Genomic DNA, 26,100 nt, shown 5'->3' with positions numbered 1-26,100 from the left:
CGCCCCGGCTACGTTCAGCCCAGCGCTTTCGCCAGCAGGCTAATCGGATGTTCGCAGCGCTTGCTGGTGGACATCTCAATTTGCCATTTACAGGTTTCGCAGTCCGTCACCACGATATCCGCGCCGCTCTCTTCAATCTGGCGGAACAGCGGGGCGCCAATCGCCTGCGAGGTTTCGTAGTTTTCACGCTTAAAGCCGTAGGTTCCCGCGATGCCGCAGCAGCGCGAATCCAGCACCGTCAGCTCCAGGCCCGGAATAAGCCGCAGCAGCTCAAGCGTATAGAGCGACCAGCCCATTTTCTCCATATGACACGGCGTGTGATAGACCACTTTCAGTGGCAATGTCCCCAGCGGCAACGTCTGCCCGCCGTCCAGCTTGCGCCACAGGAAGCGCGTCGCCAGCTCGATGTGCTCGCGCAGTCCGGCGTTATCCACGTCCAGCAGGTGCGGATACTCATCGCGCAGGGTGAAGGTACAGGTGGACGAGGTCGCCAACACCGGCATGCCTTTGTCGACGATGGCTTCACGCAGGGAGGTGACATTGCTTTTGGCCTGCTTGCGCGCTTTATCGGTGAACCCGTTGGCAATCAGCGGGACGCCGCAGCACTTCTCCTTGCTGAGGAGCTGTACGCCGGTTCCCATGGCGTTAAGCACCTTCAGCAGGTCTTTACCCAGCTGCGGGTGGTTGTAATTCACATAGCAGCCGTGGAAAAAAGCCACCTGGTCGGCGTACTGCGCCTGTTCCGCCGCAACGGATTTGTACCAGCGGCGGAAGGTGCCGTGAGAATATTTCGGCAGGCTGCGGTGATGGTCAATCCTGAGCGTGGCATCCAGCAGCTGGCGCACCGGTTTGAGCGAGGTCGCGGCATTCACCAGCGGGGCAAAAGGCGTTGAGACGCTGCCCATCAGATCGGTATGGCTCAGAATGGCATCGCGAAGCGACGGCTTTTGCGTGCTGTAGCGCGCCCGGGCGCGCTGGATGATATCGCCGATTTTCACGTCCGACGGGCAGGCCACTTCGCAGCGTTTACAGTTGATGCAGTATTTCAGTGCCTCGTCGTACAGCTTGCCGTCCTTCAGGCGCAGGCGTTCACCGTCCGGCCCGGCCTGCTTTGGTCCAGGGTAGCGCGGATTCACGCCGCTGACCGGGCAGACGGTGGTACACACCGTGCATTTAATGCAGCTTTCAAAACGGGTGTCGTTCATTGTTCAGCCTCCACGCGCTGGCGAATCTGCCCGGCCACATACAGCGCCGTGACGGCGCAGACCCCGCCACCGCATCCCTGAGCGATGGGATCGTACCCGCCCAGCAGCGAGCCGATGGCAAAGAGATTGCTGACGGGCTTACCGGAAAGCTGCGGGTGCAGCCGGTTATCGACAATCACGCCAAACTGCTGCCAGGGCTGTGGCGTGAAGAAATCACTCTGATACCAGTCCGCGCGGGAGGCGATCTGCCGAACATCCAGCCCCATGATGGCTTCCCGGATGCCCTCCCGGCTGCTCAGCAGCCCGTTGCTGAAGAAGCTGCCGCTCGCCAGCACCGTATAGCGGGCACGAAGGGGGATATCATCGTGGTTGCGCGTCCAGATTTCGCTCACCGCACCGTCGGTCAGGGTGATTTTTTTCACCTCGTCACCCGCCATCCACACGCCGCCCTGCGCCACAAACTGGCGCTGAAGCTGGGTGTGCAGGCGAATGCCGGGTACGGAAGGGGGCAGCGTGGGCAGTAGGCCGAGCGTGCAGGGCAGACGGTCCGACAGCCAGCGCCACAGGCGGTTGTCGTTTAAACCAAAGCAGGCGGGCATTAACAGAGCATCGCAGGTTTCGCCGAGTGGTCTGAGCGCGTCATACAGCAGCGGCCATTTGTCCTCGTTATCCAGAAAACGGGCGATATTCACCGCGCGAAACTCGCTCGGGTTGTCGCGCAGGACATCAAGCTCGGGCAGCTCTATTTCTGCCGTGTCGGCGTTAACGCCCTGGCGACAGAGCGATGCCGCCGCGAGATGGGGCTGAAAATCCAGAAAGCCGCTAATACCCACCACCCGCACTCGTCCCGCGCTGACGGGGGCAACGGGAACCTCCTCCGGGCTGAGCCACGCGGAGCGCAGGGTGCCGAGCGGCGTAACGCGCAGATGGTTTTGCCTGGCGCTCCCCTTCAGACGCGCGCCGCTGTCCGCCAGCAGCGCTTCGGCTTCCAGCGCCAGGCGGTCAATATGCTGCGCGCCAATCAGGTGATAGGGGTGCTCCGGCGGCAGCTTATCGCGGTACGCTTCGTCCAGCAGATCCAGCGAGCCCGACGAGAAGTGCAGGGCGCTCTGGCCGCGGGTGATAATGGCGCAGCGCAGCCCCTGCTTCGTGAGTTTGATGCCGCAAAGCAAGCCTGCCAGCCCGCCGCCGACAATCACGGTATCAAATTTCATCGTGTTGCTCCTTCTCCAGGCCGCAAAGCCCCTGATAGACCCAGCGGGTAAATTCGCTTTCGCGCAGGGCATCCCCCCAGGCGACGGGCTGAATGCCTTTCCAGCGCTCGTTCAAAAACGCGCTGAGCTGATCGAGCGACTGGGTGGCGGTGGTGGTATGAAAACGCTGCAGCAGCCCGGCCGCACGGCAGGCGCACAGCTCGCCCTGGCAGGTGCCCATTCCGACGCGGGTGCGGCGGCGGAGATCGAGCAGGCTGTTGACCGTCAGGTTCTCTACCGCGTACTGCACTTCGCCTGCGGTAACGGCTTCGCACTCGCACACCAGGCTGCGGCTCAATCTTCCTTCACCGAGCCACTGTGGCGTTCTGTCGCCGTGGCGGTAGATGGCCGAACCGCGCAGCGGCGCCGGCAGGGAGATGATTTTTTGCAGCGTTTTTTCGGTAGACTGGCGCGATCCCGGTAGAGGCTGTTCTGCCGTGACGCACGGCTCGGTATTGCCGAGCTTGCGGCAGACGGCATCGGTCGCCCACTCCGCCATCAGACGGTAGGTCATGAGCTTGCCGCCGGTGATGGTGATAAACCCGTCCATGCCGTCGCGCTCGGCGTGATCGAGCAGCACGATGCCCCGGCTGACGTTCCGTCCGCTTGGATCGTTGTCGCTGGCGACAAGGGGACGCACGCCCGCGTAGGCGCGGAGAATACGCGTCTGCGCCATCACCGGGGCCAGTTTTTCTCCTTCGCGCAGCAGGATGTCGACCTCTTCGGCGGTCACGCGGTTGTAGTCAATCTCGCTGTAGTCCACGTGGGTGGAGGTCGTGCCGATTAACGAAATGGTGTCGCCCGGCACGAGGATATCGGCGTCAGACGGCTTGCGGCAGCGGTTGATCACGTGGTTATTGATGCGGTGGTCGAGGATCAGCAGCGAGCCTTTCGCCGGGAACATGCGCACCGACAGGTCGGCATACTCCGCAATGCGCTGGCCCCAGATCCCCGCCGCGTTGACCACCACGGCGGCATACAGCTCGCTGTGCTCGTTGTACTGCGTATCAAACACCCGCACGCCGCAGATGCGATGCCCCTCGCGAATAAGCCCGGTCACTTTATGTCCGGTCAGAATGTGCGCGCCATGCTCGCGGGCATCCAGCATGTTGGCGGCGGTCAGGCGGAACGGATCGACGGTGCCGTCAGGCACTTTCACCGCGCCGATAAGCGTCGGGTTCACCGATGGCTCCAGCCGCCGCGCCAGCGCCGGGTCGACGGCCTCGGCCTGAATGCCCGCTGCAGTGCAGGCGGTTATAAAGGTTGACTGAAAGGCGAGGTCATCTTCGGGAAGCGTAATAAAGAGGCCGTCGGTCGGCTCAATGCAGTGGCGGGCGATGCGCTTGAGGATCTGGTTTTCAGCGATACATTCGCGCGCGGATTCACCGTCGGTAACCGCATACCGCGCGCCGCTGTGGAGCAGGCCGTGGTTTCGTCCGGTTGCGCCCGTGGCAATATCGTGGCGCTCCAGTAGCGTGACGCTTAAGCCGCGAAGGGCGCAATCGCGTGCGATGCCGGCGCCGGTTGCGCCACCGCCAATGATAATCACATCGCTGTAGCGTGGATCGTGAATTGTCATTGCCTTTCCTCTATGTTCGTTTTTTAGCATTTAGCCACATAGATCGTGTGGTTTGTTTGATTTCGAACATAAACGCGCGAAATTCGAAACTGAAACGTGATTTCATGCGCTTTTTTGCGCATTCTGTCATATTTCTGTAACAATCTGTGCGTTGATTCACAGTAACAAACCGCATGTTTTTTTAACATCCCCGCCTCTGTAACCGGGCACGAGATGCCTGGTCATTTTTTGAAAGGCCACGGAGGCTGTTATGCTCAGTATCTTCAAACCTGCGCCACACCGGGCGCGTCTGCCAGAGGCAGAAATTGATCCGCTATACCGTCGTCTGCGTTGGCAAATTTTCCTGGGGATCTTCTTCGGGTACGCGGCGTACTACCTTGTACGTAAAAACTTTGCGCTCGCCATGCCGTATCTGGTGGAGCAGGGCTTTTCACGCGGCGATCTGGGATTCGCGCTGTCGGGGATCTCTATCGCCTACGGTTTTTCTAAATTCATCATGGGTTCCGTGTCGGATCGCTCGAATCCGCGCGTGTTCCTGCCCGCCGGTCTGATCCTGGCGGCAGCGGTCATGCTGTTCATGGGCTTTGTGCCGTGGGCGACGTCCAGCATTGCCATTATGTTTGTCCTGCTGTTCATCTGCGGCTGGTTCCAGGGGATGGGGTGGCCGCCGTGCGGGCGTACCATGGTCCACTGGTGGTCGCAGAAGGAGCGTGGCGGCATTGTATCGGTGTGGAACTGCGCGCATAACGTCGGGGGCGGGCTTCCACCTCTGCTGTTCCTGCTGGGGATGGCCTGGTTTAACGACTGGCACGCCGCGCTTTATATGCCTGCCTTTGGCGCCATTCTGGTGGCGATTATTGCCTTCGCCCTGATGCGCGATACGCCGCAGTCCTGCGGGCTGCCGCCGATTGAAGAGTACAAAAACGACTATCCGGACGATTACAGCGAGAAGCACGAAGAAGAGCTGACCGCAAAACAGATCTTCATGAAGTACGTGCTGCCTAACAAGCTGCTGTGGTACATCGCGGTAGCGAACGTGTTTGTTTACCTGCTGCGCTACGGCATTCTGGACTGGTCTCCGACCTACCTGAAAGAGGTGAAGCACTTCGCGCTGGATAAATCCTCCTGGGCCTACTTCCTGTATGAATATGCCGGGATCCCGGGCACGCTGATTTGCGGCTGGATGTCGGACAAAGTGTTTAAAGGCAACCGCGGCGCGACGGGCGTGTTCTTTATGACCCTCGTGACCATCGCCACCGTGGTGTACTGGCTTAACCCACCGGGTAATCCGGGCGTGGATATGGCCTGTATGATCGTTATCGGCTTCCTGATCTACGGTCCGGTGATGCTGATCGGCCTGCACGCGCTGGAGCTGGCGCCGAAAAAAGCGGCGGGCACGGCGGCAGGTTTTACCGGTCTGTTTGGTTACCTGGGCGGCTCGGTCGCGGCGAGCGCCATTGTGGGCTATACCGTTGACTTCTTCGGCTGGGACGGCGGCTTTATGGTGATGATCGGCGGTAGCGTGCTGGCGGTTCTGCTGCTGGTTATTGTGATGATCGGCGAGAAACGTCACCACGCGGAAGTGCTGGCGCGTCGTCAATAAGGAGCATTGCGATGAAATTAACTCAACTAGCAACCGGTCTGCTGCTGGCAGGCCTGATGACAGGCTCCGCGCTGGCGGCGGATAAAATCGTTATTGCTCACCGCGGTGCCAGCGGCTATCTGCCGGAGCATACGCTGCCGGCGAAAGCGATGGCCTATGCCCAGGGCGCGGATTACCTGGAGCAGGATCTGGTGATGACCAAGGACGACCAACTGGTCGTCCTGCATGACCACTATCTTGACCGCGTGACGGACGTGGCGGAGCGTTTCCCGGACCGCGCCCGCAAGGATGGCCGTTTCTACGCCATCGATTTCACCCTGGCGGAGATCCGCTCCCTGAAGTTTACCGAAGGCTTCGAGATTGAAAACGGCAAGAAGGTGCAGGTCTATCCGGGGCGTTTCCCGATGGGCAAATCCGACTTCCGAATCCATACCTTCCAGGAAGAGATTGAGTTTGTTCAGGGGCTGAACCACTCCACCGGTAAAAATATCGGCATCTACCCGGAAATCAAAGCGCCGTGGTTCCATCATCAGGAAGGAAAAGACATTGCCGCGAAGACGCTGGAGGTGCTGAAACAGTACGGCTACACCAGCAAGAAGGACAAAGTTTACCTGCAATGTTTTGACGCCGCCGAGCTGAAGCGCATCAAAACCGAGCTGGAGCCGAAGATGGGGATGGATCTCAATCTGGTACAGCTGATTGCCTATACCGACTGGAACGAAACTCAGGAGAAGCAGCCGGACGGGAAGTGGGTGAACTACAGCTACGACTGGATGTTCAAGCCGGGCGCAATGAAGCAGATTGCCCAGTACGCCGATGGCATCGGGCCGGATTACCACATGCTGGTGGCGGAAGGCTCAACGCCGGGCCACGTGAAGCTGACGGCGATGGTGAAAGAGGCGCACGCCAGCAAGATGCAGGTGCATCCGTACACGGTGCGTGCAGACCAACTGCCGCCGTACGCCACGGATGTGAATCAGCTCTATGAGGTGTTGTATAAGCAGGCGGACGTGGACGGACTGTTTACGGATTTCCCGGATAAAGCGGTTGAATTCATTCACCGGAAGTAGGTTTTGTAGGTCGGGTAAGGTGAAAGCCGCCACCCGACAATCAGGCTCTGCGGCCTGATGCTCTCACCCTAACCCTCTCCCACAGGGCTGAGGGATCCCCACAAAATAATGTTTGCATGGACGACCCCCTCTCCCTTGAGGGAGAGGGCTGGGGTGAGGGGGAACATACGGCTCCGGTGGTCATTCCGTTCACTTTATGTTCCTTGCTACTCTGTAAGGACATGACCGGTGAACGTGCCAGGGCGGCTCAATCGCCACCGCCCTGGCGACCCGGGCTCCCGGCGGTAAATCGCCGCTTCGCGGTACCCTCAGCTTATTCCTTCAGGCTATCGGGTCGGGCATGAGCCTGCATCCCTGCAGGCCACGCCCTCTCGGCGCATCCGTGCGCCTCGCCCCGGCCTTACGGAAACGCTTCGGCGATTTACAGCCGGACCAGGGCGTCGCTGAAAGCCTTTAGTCGTTCTGAAACAACGTTATTGCTTCTGCTTATAAATTACTGGGGATTTCTCAGCCCACAGGGAGAGGGGATAAGGACAACATCACATCTCGATCTCAATATCGCCTTTTGCCCGGCAGCAGCAGGGCAAAATTTCTCCTTCACTGATAAAGGCCAGCGGCTCGGTCAGCCAGTCTACCTGGCCTGCGACCAGACGGCAGCGGCAGGAACCGCAATAGCCTTCACGACACTGGTACTCTACCTCCACCTGATGCGCTTCAAGCGCCACCAGCAGGGAAGGATGCTCTTCCTGGCACAGCACTTCGGTGCCAGAAAGGCTCAGCGTTACGCGGCTCATCAGAGCTGGAAATCACTCAGGTCGTCGGTGTTGACTTCAGAATCAATCTGACCGACCAGATAAGAGCTCACTTCCACTTCCTGCGGCGCGACTTGCACGTTATCGGACACCAGCCAGGTGTTGATCCACGGGATAGGGTTAGAGCGCGTCTGGAACGGCAGATCCAGCCCAACCGCCTGCATGCGGATGTTGGTGATGTACTCAACGTACTGGCACAGGATGTCTTTGTTCAGGCCAATCATGGAGCCGTCGCGGAACAGGTAGTCTGCCCACTCTTTCTCCTGCTGGGCCGCCAGCACGAACAGGTCATAGCACTCCTGCTTGCACTCTTCGGCGATTTCCGCCATCTCCGGGTCGTCCGTACCGCTGCGCAGCAGGTTCAGCATGTGCTGGGTGCCGGTCAGGTGCAGGGCTTCATCACGGGCAATGAGACGGATGATTTTGGCGTTGCCTTCCATCAGCTTGCGCTCGGCAAAGGCGAAGGAGCAGGCGAAGCTCACGTAGAAGCGGATCGCTTCCAGCGCGTTGACGCTCATCAGGCACAGGTACAGCTGCTTTTTCAGCGCGCGCAGGTTCACGGTAATGGTTTTACCGTTCACGCTGTGGGTGCCTTCACCCAGCAGATGCCAGTAGCTGGTCATCTCGATCAGTTCGTCGTAGTAGTGGGCAATGCCTTCCGCGCGCTTCTGGATCTGCTCGTTGGTGACGATATCGTCAAACACCACCGCCGGATCGTTCACGATGTTGCGGATGATGTGGGTGTAAGAGCGGGAGTGGATCGTCTCGGAAAACGCCCAGGTTTCCACCCAGGTTTCCAGCTCGGGAATGGAGATCAGCGGCAGCAACGCCACGTTCGGGCTACGACCCTGAATGGAGTCCAGCAGTGTCTGGTACTTCAGGTTGCTGATGAAGATATGCTTTTCGTGATCCGGCAGCGACTGGTAATCAATACGGTCGCGGGAAACGTCCACTTCTTCCGGGCGCCAGAAGAAGGAGAGTTGCTTTTCAATCAGCTTTTCGAAGATGTCATATTTTTGCTGATCGTAGCGTGCCACGTTGACCGGCTGGCCGAAGAACATCGGCTCTTTGAGCTGGTCGTTTTTCGTCTGTGAAAAGGTGGTATATGCCATGAGTGTGTCCTGTCTTACGAAATAAAGGCGGGGATATCCCCGCCCTTCATTAGATCTTACATGCGCCGCTTTCGCAGCCATCGTCCTGAATTGACGGTACCAGGTCATCCTGGGCGTCTTCTGCACCGTCACGGGTGTTGTGATAGTACAGGGTTTTCACGCCGAATTTATAGGCGGTCAACAGGTCTTTCAACAGCTGCTGCATCGGCACCTTACCGGACGGGAAGCGCGTCGGGTCGTAGTTGGTGTTGGCAGAGATCGACTGGTCGATAAACTTCTGCATGATACCCACCAGCTGCAGGTAGCCGTCGTTGTTTGGCATCTCCCACAGCAGCTCGTAGTTGTTGCCCAGCGTTTCGTAATCCGGCACCACCTGACGCAGCACGCCGTCTTTCGACGCTTTAATGCTGACGTGGCCGCGCGGCGGCTCAATACCGTTGGTGGCGTTGGAGATCTGCGAAGAGGTCTCGGACGGCATCAGGGCAGAGAGCGTGGAGTTACGCAGGCCGTGCGTTTTGATGGATTCGCGCAGGCCTTCCCAGTCGAGGTGCAGCGGCTCGCTGACAATCGCATCCAGGTCTTTCTTGTAGGTGTCGATCGGCAGAATGCCTTTTGCGTAGGTGGTTTCGTTGAACCACGGGCACGCGCCTTGCTCTTTCGCCAGCTCGTTAGAGGCTTTCATCAGGTAGTACTGAATCGCTTCGAACGTCTGGTGCGTCAGGTTGTTGGCGCTGCCGTCGGAGTAACGCTTGCCGTTTTTCGCCAGCCAGTAGGCGAAGTTGATCACGCCGATACCCAGGGTACGACGACCCATCGCACCGCGTTTAGCGGCCGGGATTGGGTAATCCTGGTAGTCCAGCAGGGCATCCAGCGCGCGAACCGCCAGCACGGCCAGCTCTTCCAGCTCGTCCAGGCTCTTAATCGCACCCAGGTTGAACGCGGACAGCGTACACAGGGCGATTTCGCCATTTTCGTCGTTCACGTCTTCCAGCGGTTTGGTCGGCAGGGCGATCTCCAGGCACAGGTTAGACTGGCGCACTGGCGCTACCACCGGATCAAACGGGCTGTGGGTATTGCAGTGGTCGACGTTCTGGATGTAGATACGGCCGGTAGAGGCACGTTCCTGCATCATCAGGGAGAACAGGTCTACCGCCTTCAGGCGCTGTTTGCGGATGCTGTCGTCTTTTTCATATTTGGTGTACAGACGCTCGAACTCGTCCTGATCGGCGAAGAACGCGTCGTACAGGCCCGGGACGTCGGATGGGCTGAACAGGGTGATGTCTTCGCCTTTCAGCAGGCGGGTGTACATCAGCTTGTTGATCTGCACGCCATAGTCCATGTGGCGCACGCGGTTGCCTTCCACGCCGCGGTTGTTTTTCAGTACCAGCAGGCTTTCCACTTCCAGGTGCCACATTGGGTAGAACAGGGTTGCTGCTCCGCCGCGCACGCCGCCCTGAGAGCAGGATTTTACTGCCGTCTGGAAGTGCTTGTAGAACGGGATACAGCCGGTGTGGAACGCTTCACCGCCGCGAATCGGGCTGCCCAGCGCGCGGATGCGACCGGCGTTGATGCCGATACCGGCACGCTGGGAGACGTATTTCACGATGGCGCTGGAGGTGGCGTTGATGGAATCCAGGCTGTCACCACACTCGATCAGCACGCAGGAGCTGAACTGACGGGTAGGGGTGCGCACGCCAGACATGATTGGCGTTGGCAGAGAAATCTTGAACGTGGATACCGCATCGTAGAAACGCTTCACGTAGTCCAGACGGGTCTCACGCGGGTAGTTTGAGAACAGGCAGGCGGCTACCAGAATATAGAGGAACTGGGCGCTTTCGTAGATCTCGCCGGTCACACGGTTCTGAACCAGGTATTTGCCTTCGAGCTGCTTCACCGCCGCGTAGGAGAAGTTCATGTCGCGCCAGTGATCGATAAACCCGTTCATCTGCTCGAACTCTTCTTCCGTATAGTCTTCCAGCAGATGCGTGTCGTATTTGCCCAGCTCGACCATTTTCACCACGTGATCGTAAAGCTTCGGCGGCTCGAACTGGCCGTAAGCTTTTTTACGCAGGTGGAAAATCGCCAGACGTGCAGCGAGGTACTGATAATCCGGCGCTTCGCGGGAGATGAGGTCTGCCGCTGCTTTAATGATCGTTTCGTGGATATCAGACGTTTTAATGCCGTCGTAGAACTGAATGTGGGAACGCAGTTCAACCTGGGATATAGATACGTTGTTCAGTCCTTCTGCTGCCCAGTCGAGAACTCGATGGATTTTGTCCAGATTGATACGCTCGGTAGTACCGTCGCGCTTTGTCACCAGCAGACTCTGATTCATGTGGGTTTTACCTGTCCGTGAAATAAAAAATATCCCCCGCTTATCCACAGATCCGTCTTGTGACTAACTCTGTGGATAAATACTACATATAGGGGGTTTGCGATAAGAAAAACGCTATATGGTGAGTATTCTAGTATCGAATCTTTTCAGCACAAGGGTTGATTTTGACGTTAAATTGAGGTTGTGAAAGGGTAAAAAAGCGTAAGTCCTCGTACCGTAAGGCCTGGAAGACATGTCAATAATTAAGAAAAAAAATTCAAAATTTGATCGAGTGCTGATTTCTTCAACGGGAGGTCAGAATTGCGCAACATGATGTCGCGCAATCTTTATAAGAATAACGAATGACGTTAGTCGTTTTTGGCGGTTGTGTGCAACATATAGTTAACATCCACGCCCGGTGCGAGCTTGAATTTATCGGTCAGCGGATTGTAGTGCAGGCCGGTGATGTGCTGCTCTTTGAGCCACGTCTGGTCAACCCAGCTTAACAACTCGGCCGGCTTGATGAATTTCTTCACGTCGTGCGTGCCTTTCGGCACCATGCGCAGCACATACTCCGCGCCGACAACGGCCATCAGCCAGGCTTTGCCGTTGCGGTTGATGGTCGAGAAAAAGACCTGGCCGCCCGGTTTCACCAGTTTTGCACAGGCGTTTACCACGGACTGCGGATCCGGAACGTGCTCCAGCATCTCCATGCAGGTCACCACATCGTACTGGTGGGCATGTTTTGCCGCGTGCGCTTCCACAGTTTCCTGCACATATTCCACCTGTATACCGGACTCCAGCGCATGAAGACGGGCAACCTGCAGCGGCTCAAAGCCCATGTCCAGGCCGGTGACGGTGGCCCCTTCGCGCGCCATGCTCTCCGCCAGGATGCCGCCGCCGCAGCCGACGTCGAGCACTTTCTTACCGAACAGACCGCCGGAACGCTCCGCGATATAGCCCAGACGCAGCGGGTTAATGCGATGCAGCGGTTTGAACTCACCTTCGAGATCCCACCAGCGGGACGCCACCGCTTCAAATTTGGCAATCTCTTCGTGGTCAACGTTTTGTGCCACCGGGGATTTTTCGGCATTCATGGGCGCTTTTACTCCTTATTTAGCAAGACAAGGGAGTATATCAGGCAATCCCTGTGAATAAAGCGTATAGGTTTACCTGTATCACCGCGGCTGTGTTATAATTTGCGACCTTTGAATCCGGGATACAGTAGAGGGATAGCGGTTAGATGAGCGACCTTGCGAGAGAAATTACACCGGTTAACATCGAGGAAGAGCTGAAGAGCTCCTATCTGGACTATGCGATGTCGGTCATTGTTGGCCGTGCGCTGCCGGACGTCCGCGATGGCCTGAAGCCGGTACACCGTCGCGTACTATACGCCATGAACGTATTGGGCAATGACTGGAATAAAGCCTACAAAAAATCTGCCCGTGTCGTTGGTGACGTAATCGGTAAATACCATCCTCATGGTGATTCCGCGGTGTACGACACTATCGTCCGTATGGCGCAGCCATTCTCGCTGCGTTACATGCTGGTAGATGGTCAGGGTAACTTTGGTTCTATCGACGGCGACTCCGCCGCGGCAATGCGTTATACGGAAATCCGTCTGGCGAAGATTGCCCATGAGCTGATGGCCGACCTGGAAAAAGAGACGGTTGATTTTGTTGATAACTACGACGGCACGGAAAAAATTCCTGACGTTATGCCAACGAAGATCCCTAACCTGCTGGTGAACGGCTCGTCCGGTATCGCCGTCGGTATGGCAACCAACATTCCGCCACACAACATCACGGAAGTGATCAACGGCTGCCTGGCCTATATCGACGATGAAGACATCAGCATTGAAGGGCTGATGGAACACATCCCGGGCCCGGACTTCCCGACGGCGGCGATCATTAACGGTCGTCGCGGCATTGAAGAAGCGTACCGCACCGGCCGCGGCAAGATTTACATCCGTGCCCGCGCTGAAGTGGAAGCGGACGCGAAAACCGGCCGTGAAACCATCATTGTTCACGAGATCCCGTATCAGGTGAACAAAGCACGTCTGATTGAAAAAATCGCCGAGCTGGTAAAAGAGAAACGCGTTGAAGGCATCAGCGCGCTGCGTGACGAGTCTGACAAAGACGGTATGCGCATCGTGATTGAAATCAAGCGCGACGCGGTGGGTGAGGTTGTGCTGAATAACCTCTACTCCCAGACTCAGCTTCAGGTCTCCTTCGGTATTAACATGGTTGCGCTGCACCATGGTCAGCCGAAGATCATGAACCTGAAAGAGATCCTGAGCGCGTTCGTGCGTCACCGCCGCGAAGTGGTGACCCGTCGTACCATCTTCGAGCTGCGCAAAGCGCGCGACCGTGCACACATCCTTGAAGCGCTGGCGGTTGCGCTGGCCAACATCGACCCGATCATCGAACTGATCCGTCGTGCGCCAACCCCGGCTGAAGCGAAAGCGTCGCTGGTTGCGCGTCCGTGGGATTTGGGTAACGTGGCGGCGATGCTGGAACGTGCGGGCGATGACGCCGCGCGTCCTGAGTGGCTGGAGCCTGAATTCGGCGTGCGTGACGGTCAGTACTACCTGACTGAACAGCAGGCCCAGGCGATTCTGGATCTGCGCCTGCAGAAGCTGACCGGCCTTGAGCACGAAAAACTGCTCGACGAGTACAAAGAGCTGCTGGAGCAAATTGCTGAGCTGCTGCACATCCTGGGTAGCGCCGAGCGCCTGATGGAAGTGATCCGCGAAGAGCTGGAGCTGGTCCGCGATCAGTTCGGCGACGAGCGCCGCACCGAAATCACCGCTAACAGCTCTGATATCAACATTGAAGATCTGATCAACCGCGAAGACGTGGTGGTCACCCTGTCTCACCAGGGCTATGTGAAGTATCAGCCGCTGACCGACTACGAAGCACAGCGTCGTGGCGGTAAGGGCAAATCTGCTGCACGCATTAAAGAAGAAGACTTTATTGACCGCCTGCTGGTGGCCAACACCCACGACACGATCCTCTGCTTCTCCAGCCGCGGCCGTCTGTACTGGATGAAGGTCTATCAGCTGCCGGAAGCGAGCCGTGGCGCACGTGGTCGTCCAATCGTCAACCTGCTGCCGCTGGAAGCGAACGAACGTATCACCGCTATTCTGCCGGTACGCGAGTACGAAGAGGGCGTGAACGTCTTTATGGCGACCGCCAGCGGTACCGTGAAGAAAACCGCGCTGACCGAATTCAGCCGTCCACGTTCTGCCGGTATTATTGCGGTGAACCTGAACGAAGGCGACGAGCTGATCGGTGTGGATCTGACCTCCGGTTCTGATGAAGTGATGCTGTTCTCTGCGGCCGGTAAAGTGGTGCGCTTCAAAGAGAATGCCGTGCGCGCAATGGGTCGTACGGCGACTGGCGTGCGCGGTATTAAACTGGCGGGTGAAGATTCCGTTGTTTCCCTGATCGTTCCACGTGGCGAAGGCGCAATCCTGACCGTCACCCAGAACGGCTACGGTAAGCGTACGGCGGAAAGCGAATATCCGACCAAGTCACGCGGCACGCAGGGCGTTATTTCCATCAAGGTCACCGAACGCAACGGGTCCGTTGTAGGCGCGGTGCAGGTGGACGATGCCGACCAGATCATGATGATCACCGATGCCGGTACGCTGGTGCGTACCCGCGTGTCCGAGATCAGCGTGGTGGGCCGTAACACCCAGGGCGTTATCCTCATCCGTACGGCGGAAGATGAAAACGTAGTGGGTCTGCAGCGCGTTGCTGAGCCGGTGGACGACGAAGAGCTCGACTCTATTGACGGCAGCGTCGCGGAAGGTGATGACGAAATCGCACCGGAAGCGGAGACCGACGATGACGCAGCGGATGACGCTGACGAGTAACGTCTCATGACGCATAAAGGGCCGGATTCCGGCCCTTTTCTTTTGCAGTTGCAGATACGTGAACGTTGCGACAAGCCGCGTTTACCGCTACCTTAACCACATTCTTTTGACCCCGACGGCGGAGCCTCGCCCCTTTGAAATACCTCGTCTCCTTTCGTACCACGCTGAAAGTTTCTCGCTATCTGTTCCGGGCGCTGGCGCTCCTGCTTTGGCTGCTGGTGGTCTTGCTGTCGGTGTTTTACATCGTCAATGCGCTGCATCAGAAAGAAGCAGAGATTCGCCAGGAGTTTAATTTAAGCTCCGATCAAGCCCAGCGCTACATTCAGCGAACATCGGACGTGATGAAGGAGCTGAAGTATATTGCTGAAAATCGACTGACGGCGGAAAACGGTATCCTTGCCCTTCGCGGGCGCAATGACAAAACCGAAGTGCCGGACTTCCAGCCGCTGTTCCCGGACTCCGATTGCTCCACCATGAGCAATACCTGGCGCGGGTCGCTGGAATCCCTCGCCTGGTTTATGCGCTACTGGCGCGATAACTTCTCTGCCGCCTACGATCTCAACCGCGTATTCCTGATTGGCAGCGAAAATCTCTGCATGGCTGACTTTGGCCTGCGCGATGTGCCCGTCGAGCGCGATGATGCGCTGAAAAGCCTGCACGAGCGTATTGTCAAATATCGCAATGCCCCGCAGGACGAGCGCGGGAACAACATCTTCTGGATTAGCCAGGGGCCGCGTATGGGCGTGGGCTATTTCTACGCGCTGACGCCGGTTTATCTGGGCAATCGCCTGCAGGCGCTGCTGGGGATTGAGCAGACCATTCGCATGGAAAACTTCTTCACGCCGGGCAGCCTGCCGATGGGCGTGACTATTCTGGATGAAAATGGGCATCAGCTGATCTCACTCGCCGGGCCGGATAAAAGTTTGAACGTCGATCCGCACTGGATGCAGGGACGCTCATGGTTTGGCTACACCTCCGGCTTCCGCGAGCTGGTGCTGAAAAAAAGCCTGCCGCCATCTTCGCTGAGCATTGTCTACTCGCTGCCGGTGGATATGGTGCTCGAGCGGATACGTATTCTTATTATGAATGCGATTCTGCTGAACCTGCTGGTGGGGGGCGCGCTGTTCACGCTGGCGCGCATGTATGAGCGTAGAATCTTTATTCCCGCCGAAAGTGACGCACAGCGTCTGGAGGAGCACGAGCAGTTCAACCGCAAAATTGTCGCTTCGGCGCCGGTGGGGATCTGTATTCTGCGTACCCAGGACGGGACCAACATTCTGAGTAACGAGCTGGCGCACAACTACCTGAATATGCTGACGCACGAGGACCGGCAAAGGCTGACGCAGATCATCTGCGGGCAGCAGGTGAACTTTGTCGATGTGCTCACCAGCACCCACACCAACCTGCAGATAAGCTTTGTCCATTCCCGCTATCGCAATGAAAACGTAGCGATTTGCGTGCTGGTGGATGTCTCCGCGCGCGTGAAGATGGAAGAGTCGCTGCAGGAGATGGCGCAGGCCGCGGAGCAGGCCAGCCAGTCGAAATCCATGTTCCTGGCTACCGTAAGCCACGAGCTGCGTACGCCGCTGTACGGGATTATCGGTAACCTCGATCTGCTGCAGACGAAAGAGTTGCCGAAAGGCGTCGACCGGCTGGTAACGGCGATGAACAACTCCTCCAGCCTGCTGCTGAAGATCATCAGCGATATTCTCGACTTCTCTAAAATTGAGTCTGAGCAGCTGAAAATCGAGCCGCGCGAGTTTTCGCCGCGTGAGGTCATGAACCACATCAGCGCCAACTATCTGCCGCTGGTGGTGCGTAAACAGCTGGGGCTCTACTGCTTTATCGAACCGGATGTGCCGCTGACGCTGCACGGCGATCCGATGCGTCTGCAGCAGGTCATCTCTAACCTGCTCAGCAACGCCATCAAATTCACCGATATCGGCTGCATAGTGCTACACGTTTGCAGGGCAGGGGATTACCTGAGCATCCGCGTGCGCGACACGGGGGTGGGTATTCCGGCCAAGGAGGTGGTACGTCTGTTCGACCCGTTCTTCCAGGTCGGCACCGGCGTGCAGCGTAACTTCCAGGGCACCGGTCTGGGGCTGGCGATTTGCGAGAAGCTCGTCAGCATGATGGACGGTGACATTTCTGTGGATACTGAGCCCGGCATGGGCAGCCAGTTCACCATCCGCATTCCGCTCTATTCGGCGCAGTATCCGGCAAAAGCCGCAGTTGACGGGCTGAGCGACAAGCGCTGCTGGCTGGCGGTCAATAATGCCTCGCTGAATGACTATCTGACGGCGCTGCTCACCCATAGCGGCGTGAGGGTCTGCCGCTATGAAGGCCAGATGCCGGACGTGGACGATGTGCTCATCACCGACGAGATGCCTGAACAGCCGTGGCAGGGGAGAGGAACGGTGCTCTTCTGCCGCCGCCACATTGGCATACCGGTTGAACGGGCGCCGGGGGAATGGGTTCACAGCGTCGCAACGCCGCATGAGCTGTTGAGCCTGCTGGCCCGTATCTACAAAGTCGAGCTGGAAGAGAACGACGGTGCAGGCGCGCTGCCGTCACCGGAAGGTCTGGCGTCAGTGAATGACGATATGATGATTCTTGTGGTGGATGACCATCCGATTAACCGTCGTCTGCTGGCTGACCAGCTTGGATCGCTGGGCTACCAGTGTAAAACCGCCAATGACGGCGTGGATGCGCTGAATGTGCTGAGTAAAAATCATATTGATATCGTGCTGAGCGACGTCAACATGCCTAACATGGACGGCTACCGGCTGACGCAGCGCATCCGACAGCTTGGCCTGACGCTGCCGGTGGTGGGCGTAACGGCGAACGCGCTGGCGGAAGAGAAGCAGCGCTGTCTGGAGTCCGGCATGGACAGCTGCCTGTCGAAACCGGTCACGCTGGACGTGCTGAAGCAGACGTTGTCGATTTACGCGGATCGCGTGAGAAAAACCAGAATATAAAAAAGGCCCGCAAGGGCCTTTTACGTTTTTCACCCTCTCCCTGTGGGAGAGGGCATCAGGCCGCACACCCGTCAGGGATCAATCCTTATCCGATGCGCTCAGCGTAACGGAGGAGAGATAGTTCAGCAGGGCAATATCGTTGTCCACGCCCAGCTTCATCATTGCGGATTTCTTCTGGCTACTGATGGTTTTAATGCTGCGGTTCAGCTTCTTGGCAATCTCGGTCACCAGAAAACCTTCAGCGAACAGGCGCAGAACCTCACTCTCTTTCGGCGACAGGCGTTTGTCACCGTAGCCACCCGCGCTGATTTTTTCCAGCAGACGAGAGACGCTCTCAGGCGTGAACTTCTTGCCTTTCTGCAGCGCAGCGAGCGCTTTTGGCAGATCGGTTGGGGCGCCTTGTTTCAGCACAATCCCTTCGATGTCCAGATCCAGCACGGCGCTCAGGATCGCCGGGTTGTTGTTCATGGTCAGAACAATGATCGAGATGTCCGGGAAGTGACGTTTAATATATTTGATGAGCGTGATCCCATCTCCGTATTTGTCCCCAGGCATGGAGAGATCGGTAATGAGCACGTGTGCATCAAGCTTTGGGAGGTTATTGATCAGTGCTGTAGAGTCTTCAAATTCACCGACTACATTCACCCACTCGATCTGTTCAAGTGATTTGCGAATACCGAACAGTACAATCGGATGGTCATCGGCAATAATTACGTTCATATTGTTCATGTATAAGGCTACCTTGCTACAGCAAGCTTTTGACGTAGGCGTCAATGTCGCTGATGTATTTTTCAATGCCAGAGGCATCTTTCTCACGAATTAGATGTTCCAGCGTTTCACATAACTGCTTGCCGGGAACCAGATTAAGCATGGCAAACACCCCTTTAAGCCGGTGTGCTGTCTGTGCCAGCGCTGCAAAATCATTCGCAGCGGACTCAGTATACAACCGCTTCACATCATCTGGTACTGTATCAACAAAGAGGGAATAGTATCCGCTGGCGTGAAGCTCGGCATTTTCATTGCCGCCTAACGGGGATTCCGTTATCTCTTCCTGCGCCAGCTGCTCTTCTATTAGTTGTAGTACAGCTTCCTGCATCGCATTGCTTATATTAAAGTTGACGCGCAGCTGGCCAGGGCCGATTTTCCGCACGCCTGACTCATCATCGCTTAAAAGCAAGCCCGAGGCAGTAAGATTAGACGGATTATCAGTTAAAAACAGATCAAATTCTTGACTTGCCAGCCTTTCATCCGGCGTGATGCAGGCCGCGCCCCAGTTTTCGAGCTGACGAACCACAATATTGCGGATCTCGTTTGAGGTCACATCCACCATCACCACGACATCATCCAGCAGGCGTTCTTCATCTTCTTCCTGCGGATTGGCGGCCATTTTCACGTGCAGAGAGTAACGCGTACCCAGTGATTCACGGGCCTTGATATTCAGATGGCCGCCGAGCTTACGCGCCAGTTGATCGCACAGCCAGAAGGTCAGGGCGTTAGCCTTGCCGTAATGATCGCTTTGCGTGTCATTCAGGAACGGGAAGTGCAGATTATCAATTTCACTCGCCGTGACGCCTTCCCCGGTGTCCAGGATACGGAACGTCAGGCGATCTTCCGCCGACTCGTCGGTGCTCACTTCAAGGGTTATCTTGCCGATCTGCGTGGTGGTCACGGCGTACTGAATAATCATCAGCAGAATACGACGCAGCGCCTCGCGGTCGCCGTGACGTTCGTCATTGGCGGGTAAATGGTTGTTGATCAGTAGCTGCAGCCCTTTGCGCTTAATGACGGGCAGGACTTCCGGAACCACTTCATCGATCAAATCCTGAATGGAGAAGAGAGAAGGAGTACCTTTCCAGAAATCATTCTCCAGCATGTTCGCCAGCTGGATCTCATCCACCATACGGACCAGCGAGTCGGCCTGGCAGGCGAGCTGGTGGCTTTCAGACGTGTTTAACGCCGCCGCCTGGGTCGCCAGCGTTTTTAACGGCTGCTTGAAGGCATCGCCAATGTTCTGCATAAATGCTGCGCGCCCCTGCTGGTTCTTCTCATACAGCCTTTGCGCCTGCTTGAGCTTTTTATTCACCAGCACTTCGCGATCCTGGTCGCGGATGATGAAGATTTGCGTGCGCGGGGCTACCTGGCTGCGGAACTGACGGATCTCGTACAGTTCATTGTTAATGGTGGCCTGAATGACTCCCTGGTGCTGATCCGCCATGGTGGTGATGTTCTGCAGGTTAAGGTGCGGCAGCAGATGGTCGGCAATTTTATTGCTCATTACCGTGCGATTCGCTTCCTGATCGTGAACTAACACCCCAAGCGGCAGCACGGAAACAATCTCTTCATTGAGCGCGCGCAACACGCGCAGCTCATTGGTATTGCCCGCGGAGACCGCAGACGCGTCGCTCTGGCGCCCAGGCTGGAAGCGGAAGGTACTGTAGCCGAACAGCGCCAGCGCCAGCAGGCCGATATTCAGCAGCAGAGGTAGCAGAATATTTTGCAGGGTGTCGAGCAGCAGCGTGCCAAACGGTACCTGCCACACCAGACGCATGCCTGTTGAGTTCAGCGACGAGGCAATTTCAATTTTCGAGCCGTTAAAGGAGATTGTGACGCTCTCTGCGGCCTCTTTATCAGACGCCGCGCGCATGTTCTGGGTGCTGCTGTCGGGCTCCAGACGGAAGCTGTCGAGCGGCATATCCGGCGGGATCAAATCATTAATGGGTAAATCAAAGGCCACGACTGTCGCCAGATGTCCCGGCTGGTTAAAGGTGGTACGCAGGGTAAAATAGTGACCATTCTGCCATGCCAGCCGGCGCAGCGATGAGAAGCTCTCACGTTCATCAAGGGCGTTGGCCTGCTGCAGCATTTCTGCCCGGCGGGAGTCGACAATGCTGCCGACCGTCGTCTCTTTAAATCCGGAAGAGAGATCTTTCAACGGCAGCGTCGAGATCAGGATCATGCTGTTATCCTGACCGTTCAGATAGTACATCGACCACGGTACCGTTTCGGCGCCCCAGAGGGTATCCAGGTAGGTCGAAATACGCTGCGTCATCTCAAGGGTCGCGCTGTCGTGAGAGCCAAAGATAAGCGCTTCAGTCTTACGCTGCGGTTTTTCGAGGTAGTAGACGTCCTGCTTCAGCCGCGTTTCCTGAAGTCCATCCCCGGACGAACTGGCAGGCGCCGCGGCAATGTTGTCGTAAATCTGCCAGGTGGCGTAGCGCCAGGTATCAATGCGCTTGTGAACGGCATGAGTAATATCAACCACCTGATAGCTCTTATCCTTCAGCCAGGCGTTAACCGCGCTCTGCACCATCACGCCCATTGTGACTAACAGCACAACGATCAAAAGAAGAAAGAAACGGGTGATGCTCCCGGGAAGGAGGGAGAATTTGCTCGGGGCGGTAGTTTCAGTCTGACTCATTGATATCTTTAACCCGTGATGGTCGTGCTCTGTGGCGATAGGGCAGTATAAAGGGTAATAACTGAATTTCCAGCGCCACTGTCCTGGAACAGGCGACTTTTTCGATGGCCCGTACGGGAGATGAAGTGTGTGTTAAATGTGTACAAGCCGATGATGCGTGTACAAATAAAAAATGCTTTCGCGCATTAAATAGCACGAATTAACAAGAAATTAAGTTTTGTTCAAATTTTCGCATTCTGCGCGGAGGTGGGCGAGAATTTAGTTAATAGTCGTTACAATTTCGCGGCGGTAGCACAAAAAAAGAAAAGTTACGTAAAGAAGGGTAAAAAAAAACCGAATGCGAAGCATCCGGTTGAATTAGGGATAAACAGACATTCAAAGCTGAATGACGGTAATAAATAAAGTTAATGATGATAGCGAGAGTTATTTTAGAGATTGGAGTCGATCTTGTTTTGTCATTCAGTGCGGTAACGTTTTTTATTTTAACTTATTGATTTGGTTGGGTTGATTTTTCTTTTTGATTATAAGTGCTAAATTTCTAAGCTTTTTGTGCTTTGTAAAAGTTCCTTTTCATTTACATCTTGAAACATGTTGATAGATAAATGAAACATCTTCAAAGTTTTCGTATCATATTCGCATTGGATTATTCTGTAATTTTGCGGAGAATGAAATTGCCGACTGGTTAATGAGGGTTAACCAGTAAGCAGTGGCAATTATAAGGCATATAACAGAGGGTTAATAAAATGAAAGTTAAAGTACTGTCCCTCCTGGTACCAGCACTGCTGGTAGCAGGCGCAGCAAATGCGGCCGAAATTTATAACAAAGATGGCAACAAATTAGATCTGTACGGCAAAGTTGATGGTCTGCACTATTTCTCTGACGACAAGAGTGCTGACGGCGACCAGACCTACATGCGTCTTGGCTTCAAAGGTGAAACTCAGGTTAACGATCAGCTGACCGGTTACGGCCAGTGGGAATACCAGATCCAGGGTAACACGACGGAAAGTGACAACCAGTCCTGGACGCGTGTGGCGTTTGCCGGTCTGAAATTCGCTGAAGCGGGTTCTTTCGATTACGGTCGTAACTACGGCGTGATCTACGACGTAACTTCCTGGACTGACGTTCTGCCAGAATTTGGCGGCGATACCTACGGCTCAGACAACTTCCTGCAGTCTCGTGCTAACGGCGTGGCGACCTATCGTAACCAGGACTTCTTCGGTCTGGTTGACGGCCTGAACTTTGCGCTGCAGTACCAGGGTAAAAACGGCAGCGTAAGCGGTGAAAACGTCGGTGGACGCAGCCTGCTGAAACAGAACGGCGACGGCTACGGTGCTTCCGTAACCTATAACCTGGGCGAAGGCTTCAGCGTGGGTGGTGCGATGTCCTCCTCCAAACGTACCGCTGACCAGAACGCACCGGGCGTTTACGGTAACGGCGATCACGCAGAAGTCTATTCTGGCGGCCTGAAATACGATGCCAACAACATCTACCTGGCAGCGCAGTACTCTCAGACCTACAATGCAACCCGCTTCGGTACCTCTAACGGCGACAGCCCGACTACCGCTTACGGCTTTGCTAACAAAGCGCAGAACTTCGAAGTGGTTGCTCAGTACCAGTTCGACTTCGGCCTGCGTCCCTCCGTGGCTTACCTGCAGTCCAAAGGTAAAGACATCGAAGGTTACGGCGATCAGGATCTGCTGAAATATGTTGATGTAGGTGCGACTTACTACTTCAACAAAAACATGTCCACCTACGTGGATTACAAAATCAACCTGGTTGATGAAAATGAGTTCACCCGTCAGGCCGGCATCGGTACTGATGATATCGTCGCGCTGGGTCTGGTTTACCAGTTCTAATCGCGTCATCGTGTGACTTAAGGGGCCTGATGGCCCCTTTTTTGTGCTTTTTTTGGGCCTCACAATGCAACCGTTTTGGTGTACTCTTGCCGCCCTGGCATGAGGATAATAATGAATGGACATGACTTTTTTACGCGCCAGCTTTCTGGCTATGCTTTTTTTCCTGACCGCGTGTGATGAACCCGCGCCCGTGGCGAAAACCGATGCACCCGCCGCGACGGTGCTTGAAGGCAAAACGATGGGCACCTTCTGGCGCGTCAGCGTGATGGGCCTGGACAAAACGCGCGCTGATGAACTTCGCGGCAAAATCCAGTCTCAGCTGGATGCCGACGATCAGCTGCTCTCAACCTATAAAAATGACTCGGCGCTGATGCGCTTCAATCTCTCCACCAGTACCTCCCTGTGGCCGGTGAGCGAAGCGATGGCCGATATCGTCACTGAATCGATGCGCGTGGGATATAAAACCAACGGCGCGATGGACGTCACCGTCGGTCCCCTGGTGAATCTCTGGGGATTTGGTCCCAACAAACAGCCGGTGACCACGCCGGACAATGCGGCTATTGATGATGCCCGCGCCCGGACAGGGCTACAGCATCTGACGGTCATCAACCAGTACGGTCAGCAGTATCTGCAAAAGGATATTCCCGATCTGTTTGTCGATCTGTCGACGGTAGGGGAAGGCTACGCGGCGGATCACCTTGCCGCGCTGATGATGCAGGAAGGGATTTCGCGCTACCTGGTCTCCGTGGGCGGCGCGTTAGTTAGCCGGGGCATGAACGCCAGCGGTAAACCGTGGCGCGTAGCGATTCAAAAACCGACCGATCGGCAAAACGCCGTACAGGCCATTGTGGATATCAACGGACACGGCATCAGTACTTCAGGGAGCTACCGTAACTATTACGAACTCGACGGGAAGCGTATTTCGCACGTGATTGACCCTCAGACCGGACGTCCCATCACGCATAACCTGGTCTCGGTGACCGTGATTGCACCGACTGCGCTGGAAGCCGATGCCTGGGATACCGGCCTGATGGTTCTCGGCCCGGAAAAAGCTAAAGAGGTGGTTCGTCAGGAAGGGCTTGCAGTTTACATGATCACTAAAGAAGGCGACGGATTCAAAACCTGGAGCTCGCCGCAGTTCAACAGCTTCCTGGTGAGCGACAAAAATTAAAAAGCAAGGTTGCGGGTTTTTTATCACTGGCACTCGGGCACGCTAAAGGTATGCTTGTAAGAGGAGCTGATGATGAAAAGTCCAACCTACATGAACGATGAGGATCGCTGGCAGGCCGTTCTGGCTCGCGATCCGCGCGCTGACGATCGGTTTGTTTTTGCCGTGCAGACGACGGGGATTTTCTGCCGCCCGTCCTGCCGTGCCCGTCACGCGCTGCGTAAAAATGTCTGCTTTTATCCTGATGTCCAGCATGCCATTCAGGCAGGGTTTCGTCCGTGCAAGCGCTGTATGCCGGACAAACGCGATCCGCAGCAGCAGAAGCTGGCGAAAGTGGAGTATGCCTGTCGCCTTCTGGAGCAGGATCCCGCGCTGACGCTTGAAGGTCTGGCGCAGCAGGTCGCCATGAGTCCTTTCCATTTCCACCGGCTGTTTAAATCCATTACCGGGATGACGCCAAAAGCCTGGCAGCAGGCGGCGCGGGGGCAGCGTCTGCGCACGGCGCTTGCGCACGGAAACAAAATTACCGATGCCGTGCTGGCGGCAGGTTTTCCCGACAGCAGCAGCTATTACCGCAAAGCCAACGACGCGCTGGGAATGACGGCGAAACAGTACCGCAAAGGCGAGGTACCGGTGCAGTACGCCATCGACGACTGTTCATTAGGACGCTGTCTGGTCGCTGAAAGCGAGCGGGGGATTTGCGCGATACTGCTGGGCGACAGCGATACCGAATTAGCCCAAGAGCTGGCGACGCTGTTTCCAAACGCTGAGCCTGCTCCACGTGAAGATGCCTTCGCTCAGCGTCTCCGTCAGGTCATTGCCAGTATTGATAACCGCGCGGTGCCGCTGGCCCTGCCGCTGGATATACGCGGAACCGCGTTCCAGCAGCGGGTATGGCAGGCTCTGCGGGACATCCCCAGCGGGGAAACGGCCAGCTATCAGCAGGTGGCGCAGGCGATTGGCCAGCCCAATGCGGTGCGTGCCGTCGCCGGTGCCTGCGCGGCAAACAGGCTGGCGATTGTGATCCCCTGTCATCGCGTGGTTCGTAACGACGGCGCGCTGTCGGGCTATCGCTGGGGGGCGGCGCGAAAAGCGCTATTACTGAAACGTGAGGCAAAACGCCGGGAGGGATAATGCTCGATCTTTTTGCGGATGCTGAACCCTGGCTGGAGCCGCTTGCGCCGGGAGCGACGATCCTGCGCCGCTTCGCACTCTCCCGCGCACAGGCATTGCTTGCCGGCATAGAAGAGGTGACGGCCGTTTCACCGTTTCGCCATATGGTAACGCCGGGCGGCTACACCATGTCGGTGGCCATGGCCAACTGCGGGGAACTGGGGTGGGCGACGAACGCGCGGGGCTATCTCTATGCCCCCAACGATCCCGCCACCGGCCAGCCGTGGCCGCCGATGCCAGCAGTTTTTCAGACTCTCTGCCACGAAGCTGCCGTTGCAGCGGATTATCCTGACTTTCGGCCGGATGCCTGCCTGATTAACCGCTACGCCATCGGCGCGAAGCTCTCCCTGCATCAGGACAAAGATGAACCCGATCTGCGTGCGCCTATCGTCTCGGTATCGCTGGGGCTGCCCGCCGTCTTCCAGTTTGGCGGTCTACGCCGCAACGATCCGCTCAAGCGCATCATGCTGGAACATGGTGACGTGGTGGTATGGGGCAGGGAGTCGCGGCTGTACTATCACGGCATTCAGCCCCTGAAGCCCGGGGTTCATCCCCTTACTGGCGAGTACCGCTATAATCTGACTTTCCGTCAGGCGGGCTTTAGCAAACAAAAATAAGAATTATTCTTGATGTCCGCGCAGGGCAGTTTACACTGCTGGCTGATTTTTATTGTCCG

17 protein-coding genes are annotated in these 26,100 nt (G+C 56.5%); 8 read left to right on the top strand and 9 right to left on the bottom strand.

From position 1 onward, the window contains the following. Positions 1-14: 14 nt before the first annotated feature. Genes glpC through glpA form a run of 3 tightly spaced genes read right to left on the bottom strand, consistent with a single transcriptional unit; the run spans position 15 to position 4,037 of the window. Complete coding sequence (gene glpC / locus V1603_RS19870) at positions 15-1,205, bottom strand: anaerobic glycerol-3-phosphate dehydrogenase subunit GlpC (RefSeq protein ID WP_192983167.1); 1,191 nt, start codon at positions 1,203-1,205, stop codon at positions 15-17. Next, a complete protein-coding gene (glpB, locus tag V1603_RS19865) occupies positions 1,202-2,419 on the bottom strand; it encodes a glycerol-3-phosphate dehydrogenase subunit GlpB (RefSeq protein ID WP_395313153.1) in 1,218 nt (405 codons plus the stop codon). The genes glpC and glpB overlap by 4 nt, the downstream gene beginning before the upstream one ends. Next, positions 2,409-4,037, bottom strand: a complete 1,629-nt coding sequence (gene glpA, locus V1603_RS19860; protein WP_395313152.1) for an anaerobic glycerol-3-phosphate dehydrogenase subunit A — start codon at positions 4,035-4,037, stop codon at positions 2,409-2,411. Before glpA ends, glpB begins: the two co-directional genes overlap by 11 nt. A 250-nt stretch (positions 4,038-4,287) precedes the next feature. Here glpA and glpT point away from each other — a divergent pair, with 250 nt between their 5' ends. Continuing rightward, positions 4,288-5,640, top strand: a complete 1,353-nt coding sequence (gene glpT, locus V1603_RS19855; protein WP_116338610.1) for a glycerol-3-phosphate transporter — start codon at positions 4,288-4,290, stop codon at positions 5,638-5,640. A gap of 11 nt (positions 5,641-5,651) precedes the next feature. Then, positions 5,652-6,710, top strand: a complete 1,059-nt coding sequence (glpQ, locus tag V1603_RS19850) for a glycerophosphodiester phosphodiesterase (protein WP_395313151.1) — start codon at positions 5,652-5,654, stop codon at positions 6,708-6,710. Positions 6,711-7,249: 539 nt separating this feature from the next. Here glpQ and yfaE read toward each other — a convergent pair. The 4 genes from yfaE to ubiG all read right to left on the bottom strand — a co-directional run bounded on the left by yfaE (position 7,250) and on the right by ubiG (position 12,045). Beyond that, a complete protein-coding gene (yfaE, locus tag V1603_RS19845) occupies positions 7,250-7,504 on the bottom strand; it encodes a class I ribonucleotide reductase maintenance protein YfaE (protein ID WP_003859419.1) in 255 nt (84 codons plus the stop codon). Then, a complete protein-coding gene (nrdB, locus tag V1603_RS19840) occupies positions 7,504-8,634 on the bottom strand; it encodes a class Ia ribonucleoside-diphosphate reductase subunit beta (protein WP_045327964.1) in 1,131 nt (376 codons plus the stop codon). Before nrdB ends, yfaE begins: the two co-directional genes overlap by 1 nt. Before the next feature lie 49 nt (positions 8,635-8,683). Beyond that, positions 8,684-10,969, bottom strand: a complete 2,286-nt coding sequence (gene nrdA, locus V1603_RS19835) for a class 1a ribonucleoside-diphosphate reductase subunit alpha (protein WP_116338614.1) — start codon at positions 10,967-10,969, stop codon at positions 8,684-8,686. A gap of 347 nt (positions 10,970-11,316) precedes the next feature. Then, a complete protein-coding gene (gene ubiG, locus V1603_RS19830) occupies positions 11,317-12,045 on the bottom strand; it encodes a bifunctional 2-polyprenyl-6-hydroxyphenol methylase/3-demethylubiquinol 3-O-methyltransferase UbiG (protein ID WP_116338616.1) in 729 nt (242 codons plus the stop codon). Positions 12,046-12,191: 146 nt separating this feature from the next. Here ubiG and gyrA point away from each other — a divergent pair, with 146 nt between their 5' ends. Together gyrA and rcsC are read left to right on the top strand one after the other, a co-directional pair. After that, a complete protein-coding gene (gene gyrA, locus V1603_RS19825; RefSeq protein ID WP_116338618.1) occupies positions 12,192-14,828 on the top strand; it encodes a DNA topoisomerase (ATP-hydrolyzing) subunit A in 2,637 nt (878 codons plus the stop codon). A gap of 134 nt (positions 14,829-14,962) precedes the next feature. Next, complete coding sequence (gene rcsC, locus V1603_RS19820; protein WP_395313150.1) at positions 14,963-17,809, top strand: two-component system sensor histidine kinase RcsC; 2,847 nt, start codon at positions 14,963-14,965, stop codon at positions 17,807-17,809. 78 nt (positions 17,810-17,887) lie between these two features. Here the strand turns inward: rcsC and rcsB are convergent, their stop codons facing one another. Together rcsB and rcsD are read right to left on the bottom strand one after the other, a co-directional pair. After that, entirely contained in the window at positions 17,888-18,538 is a 651-nt protein-coding gene (rcsB, locus tag V1603_RS19815; protein ID WP_006176468.1) for a response regulator transcription factor RcsB, read from the bottom strand. A 16-nt stretch (positions 18,539-18,554) separates the two neighbouring features. Then, positions 18,555-21,227 (bottom strand): phosphotransferase RcsD, encoded by a 2,673-nt coding sequence (gene rcsD, locus V1603_RS19810; RefSeq protein WP_116338622.1) that lies wholly within the window; start codon positions 21,225-21,227, stop codon positions 18,555-18,557. A 743-nt stretch (positions 21,228-21,970) separates the two neighbouring features. On the opposite strand from rcsD, the gene V1603_RS19805 reads away from it, so the two are divergent. The 4 genes from V1603_RS19805 (at position 21,971) to alkB (ending at position 26,041) form a co-directional block, all read left to right on the top strand. After that, positions 21,971-23,083, top strand: coding sequence for a porin OmpC (locus V1603_RS19805; RefSeq protein WP_080328581.1), 1,113 nt, complete (start codon positions 21,971-21,973; stop codon positions 23,081-23,083). A gap of 115 nt (positions 23,084-23,198) precedes the next feature. After that, entirely contained in the window at positions 23,199-24,254 is a 1,056-nt protein-coding gene (gene apbE / locus V1603_RS19800) for an FAD:protein FMN transferase ApbE (RefSeq protein WP_116338626.1), read from the top strand. Between the two features lie 72 nt (positions 24,255-24,326). After that, positions 24,327-25,385: a bifunctional DNA-binding transcriptional regulator/O6-methylguanine-DNA methyltransferase Ada gene (gene ada / locus V1603_RS19795; protein WP_395314004.1), complete on the top strand. Its 1,059-nt coding sequence runs from the start codon at positions 24,327-24,329 to the stop codon at positions 25,383-25,385. Continuing rightward, a complete protein-coding gene (gene alkB, locus V1603_RS19790) occupies positions 25,385-26,041 on the top strand; it encodes a DNA oxidative demethylase AlkB (protein WP_302218999.1) in 657 nt (218 codons plus the stop codon). The genes ada and alkB overlap by 1 nt, the downstream gene beginning before the upstream one ends. Positions 26,042-26,100 lie beyond the last annotated feature (59 nt).

It is taken from the genome of Enterobacter sp. ECC-219 (genome assembly GCF_043966805.1).
GTDB classification, from domain to species: Bacteria; Pseudomonadota; Gammaproteobacteria; order Enterobacterales; family Enterobacteriaceae; genus Enterobacter; species Enterobacter cloacae_N.
Note: the sequence above shows the minus strand (reverse complement) of the source record. Positions and strands in the feature narration are given on the sequence as shown.

What these genes read in the sequence shown, in the direction of transcription:
- glpC (WP_192983167.1), bottom strand. Translation starts at nt 1,205, where the DNA reads ATGAACGACACCCGTTTTGAAAGCTGCATTAAATGCACGGTGTGTACC.
- glpB (WP_395313153.1), bottom strand. Translation starts at nt 2,419, where the DNA reads ATGAAATTTGATACCGTGATTGTCGGCGGCGGGCTGGCAGGCTTGCTT.
- glpA (WP_395313152.1), bottom strand. Translation starts at nt 4,037, where the DNA reads ATGACAATTCACGATCCACGCTACAGCGATGTGATTATCATTGGCGGT.
- glpT (WP_116338610.1), top strand. Translation starts at nt 4,288, where the DNA reads ATGCTCAGTATCTTCAAACCTGCGCCACACCGGGCGCGTCTGCCAGAG.
- glpQ (WP_395313151.1), top strand. Translation starts at nt 5,652, where the DNA reads ATGAAATTAACTCAACTAGCAACCGGTCTGCTGCTGGCAGGCCTGATG.
- yfaE (WP_003859419.1), bottom strand. Translation starts at nt 7,504, where the DNA reads ATGAGCCGCGTAACGCTGAGCCTTTCTGGCACCGAAGTGCTGTGCCAG.
- nrdB (WP_045327964.1), bottom strand. Translation starts at nt 8,634, where the DNA reads ATGGCATATACCACCTTTTCACAGACGAAAAACGACCAGCTCAAAGAG.
- nrdA (WP_116338614.1), bottom strand. Translation starts at nt 10,969, where the DNA reads ATGAATCAGAGTCTGCTGGTGACAAAGCGCGACGGTACTACCGAGCGT.
- ubiG (WP_116338616.1), bottom strand. Translation starts at nt 12,045, where the DNA reads ATGAATGCCGAAAAATCCCCGGTGGCACAAAACGTTGACCACGAAGAG.
- gyrA (WP_116338618.1), top strand. Translation starts at nt 12,192, where the DNA reads ATGAGCGACCTTGCGAGAGAAATTACACCGGTTAACATCGAGGAAGAG.
- rcsB (WP_006176468.1), bottom strand. Translation starts at nt 18,538, where the DNA reads ATGAACAATATGAACGTAATTATTGCCGATGACCATCCGATTGTACTG.
- rcsD (WP_116338622.1), bottom strand. Translation starts at nt 21,227, where the DNA reads ATGAGTCAGACTGAAACTACCGCCCCGAGCAAATTCTCCCTCCTTCCC.
- V1603_RS19805 (WP_080328581.1), top strand. Translation starts at nt 21,971, where the DNA reads ATGAAAGTTAAAGTACTGTCCCTCCTGGTACCAGCACTGCTGGTAGCA.
- apbE (WP_116338626.1), top strand. Translation starts at nt 23,199, where the DNA reads ATGGACATGACTTTTTTACGCGCCAGCTTTCTGGCTATGCTTTTTTTC.
- ada (WP_395314004.1), top strand. Translation starts at nt 24,327, where the DNA reads ATGAAAAGTCCAACCTACATGAACGATGAGGATCGCTGGCAGGCCGTT.
- alkB (WP_302218999.1), top strand. Translation starts at nt 25,385, where the DNA reads ATGCTCGATCTTTTTGCGGATGCTGAACCCTGGCTGGAGCCGCTTGCG.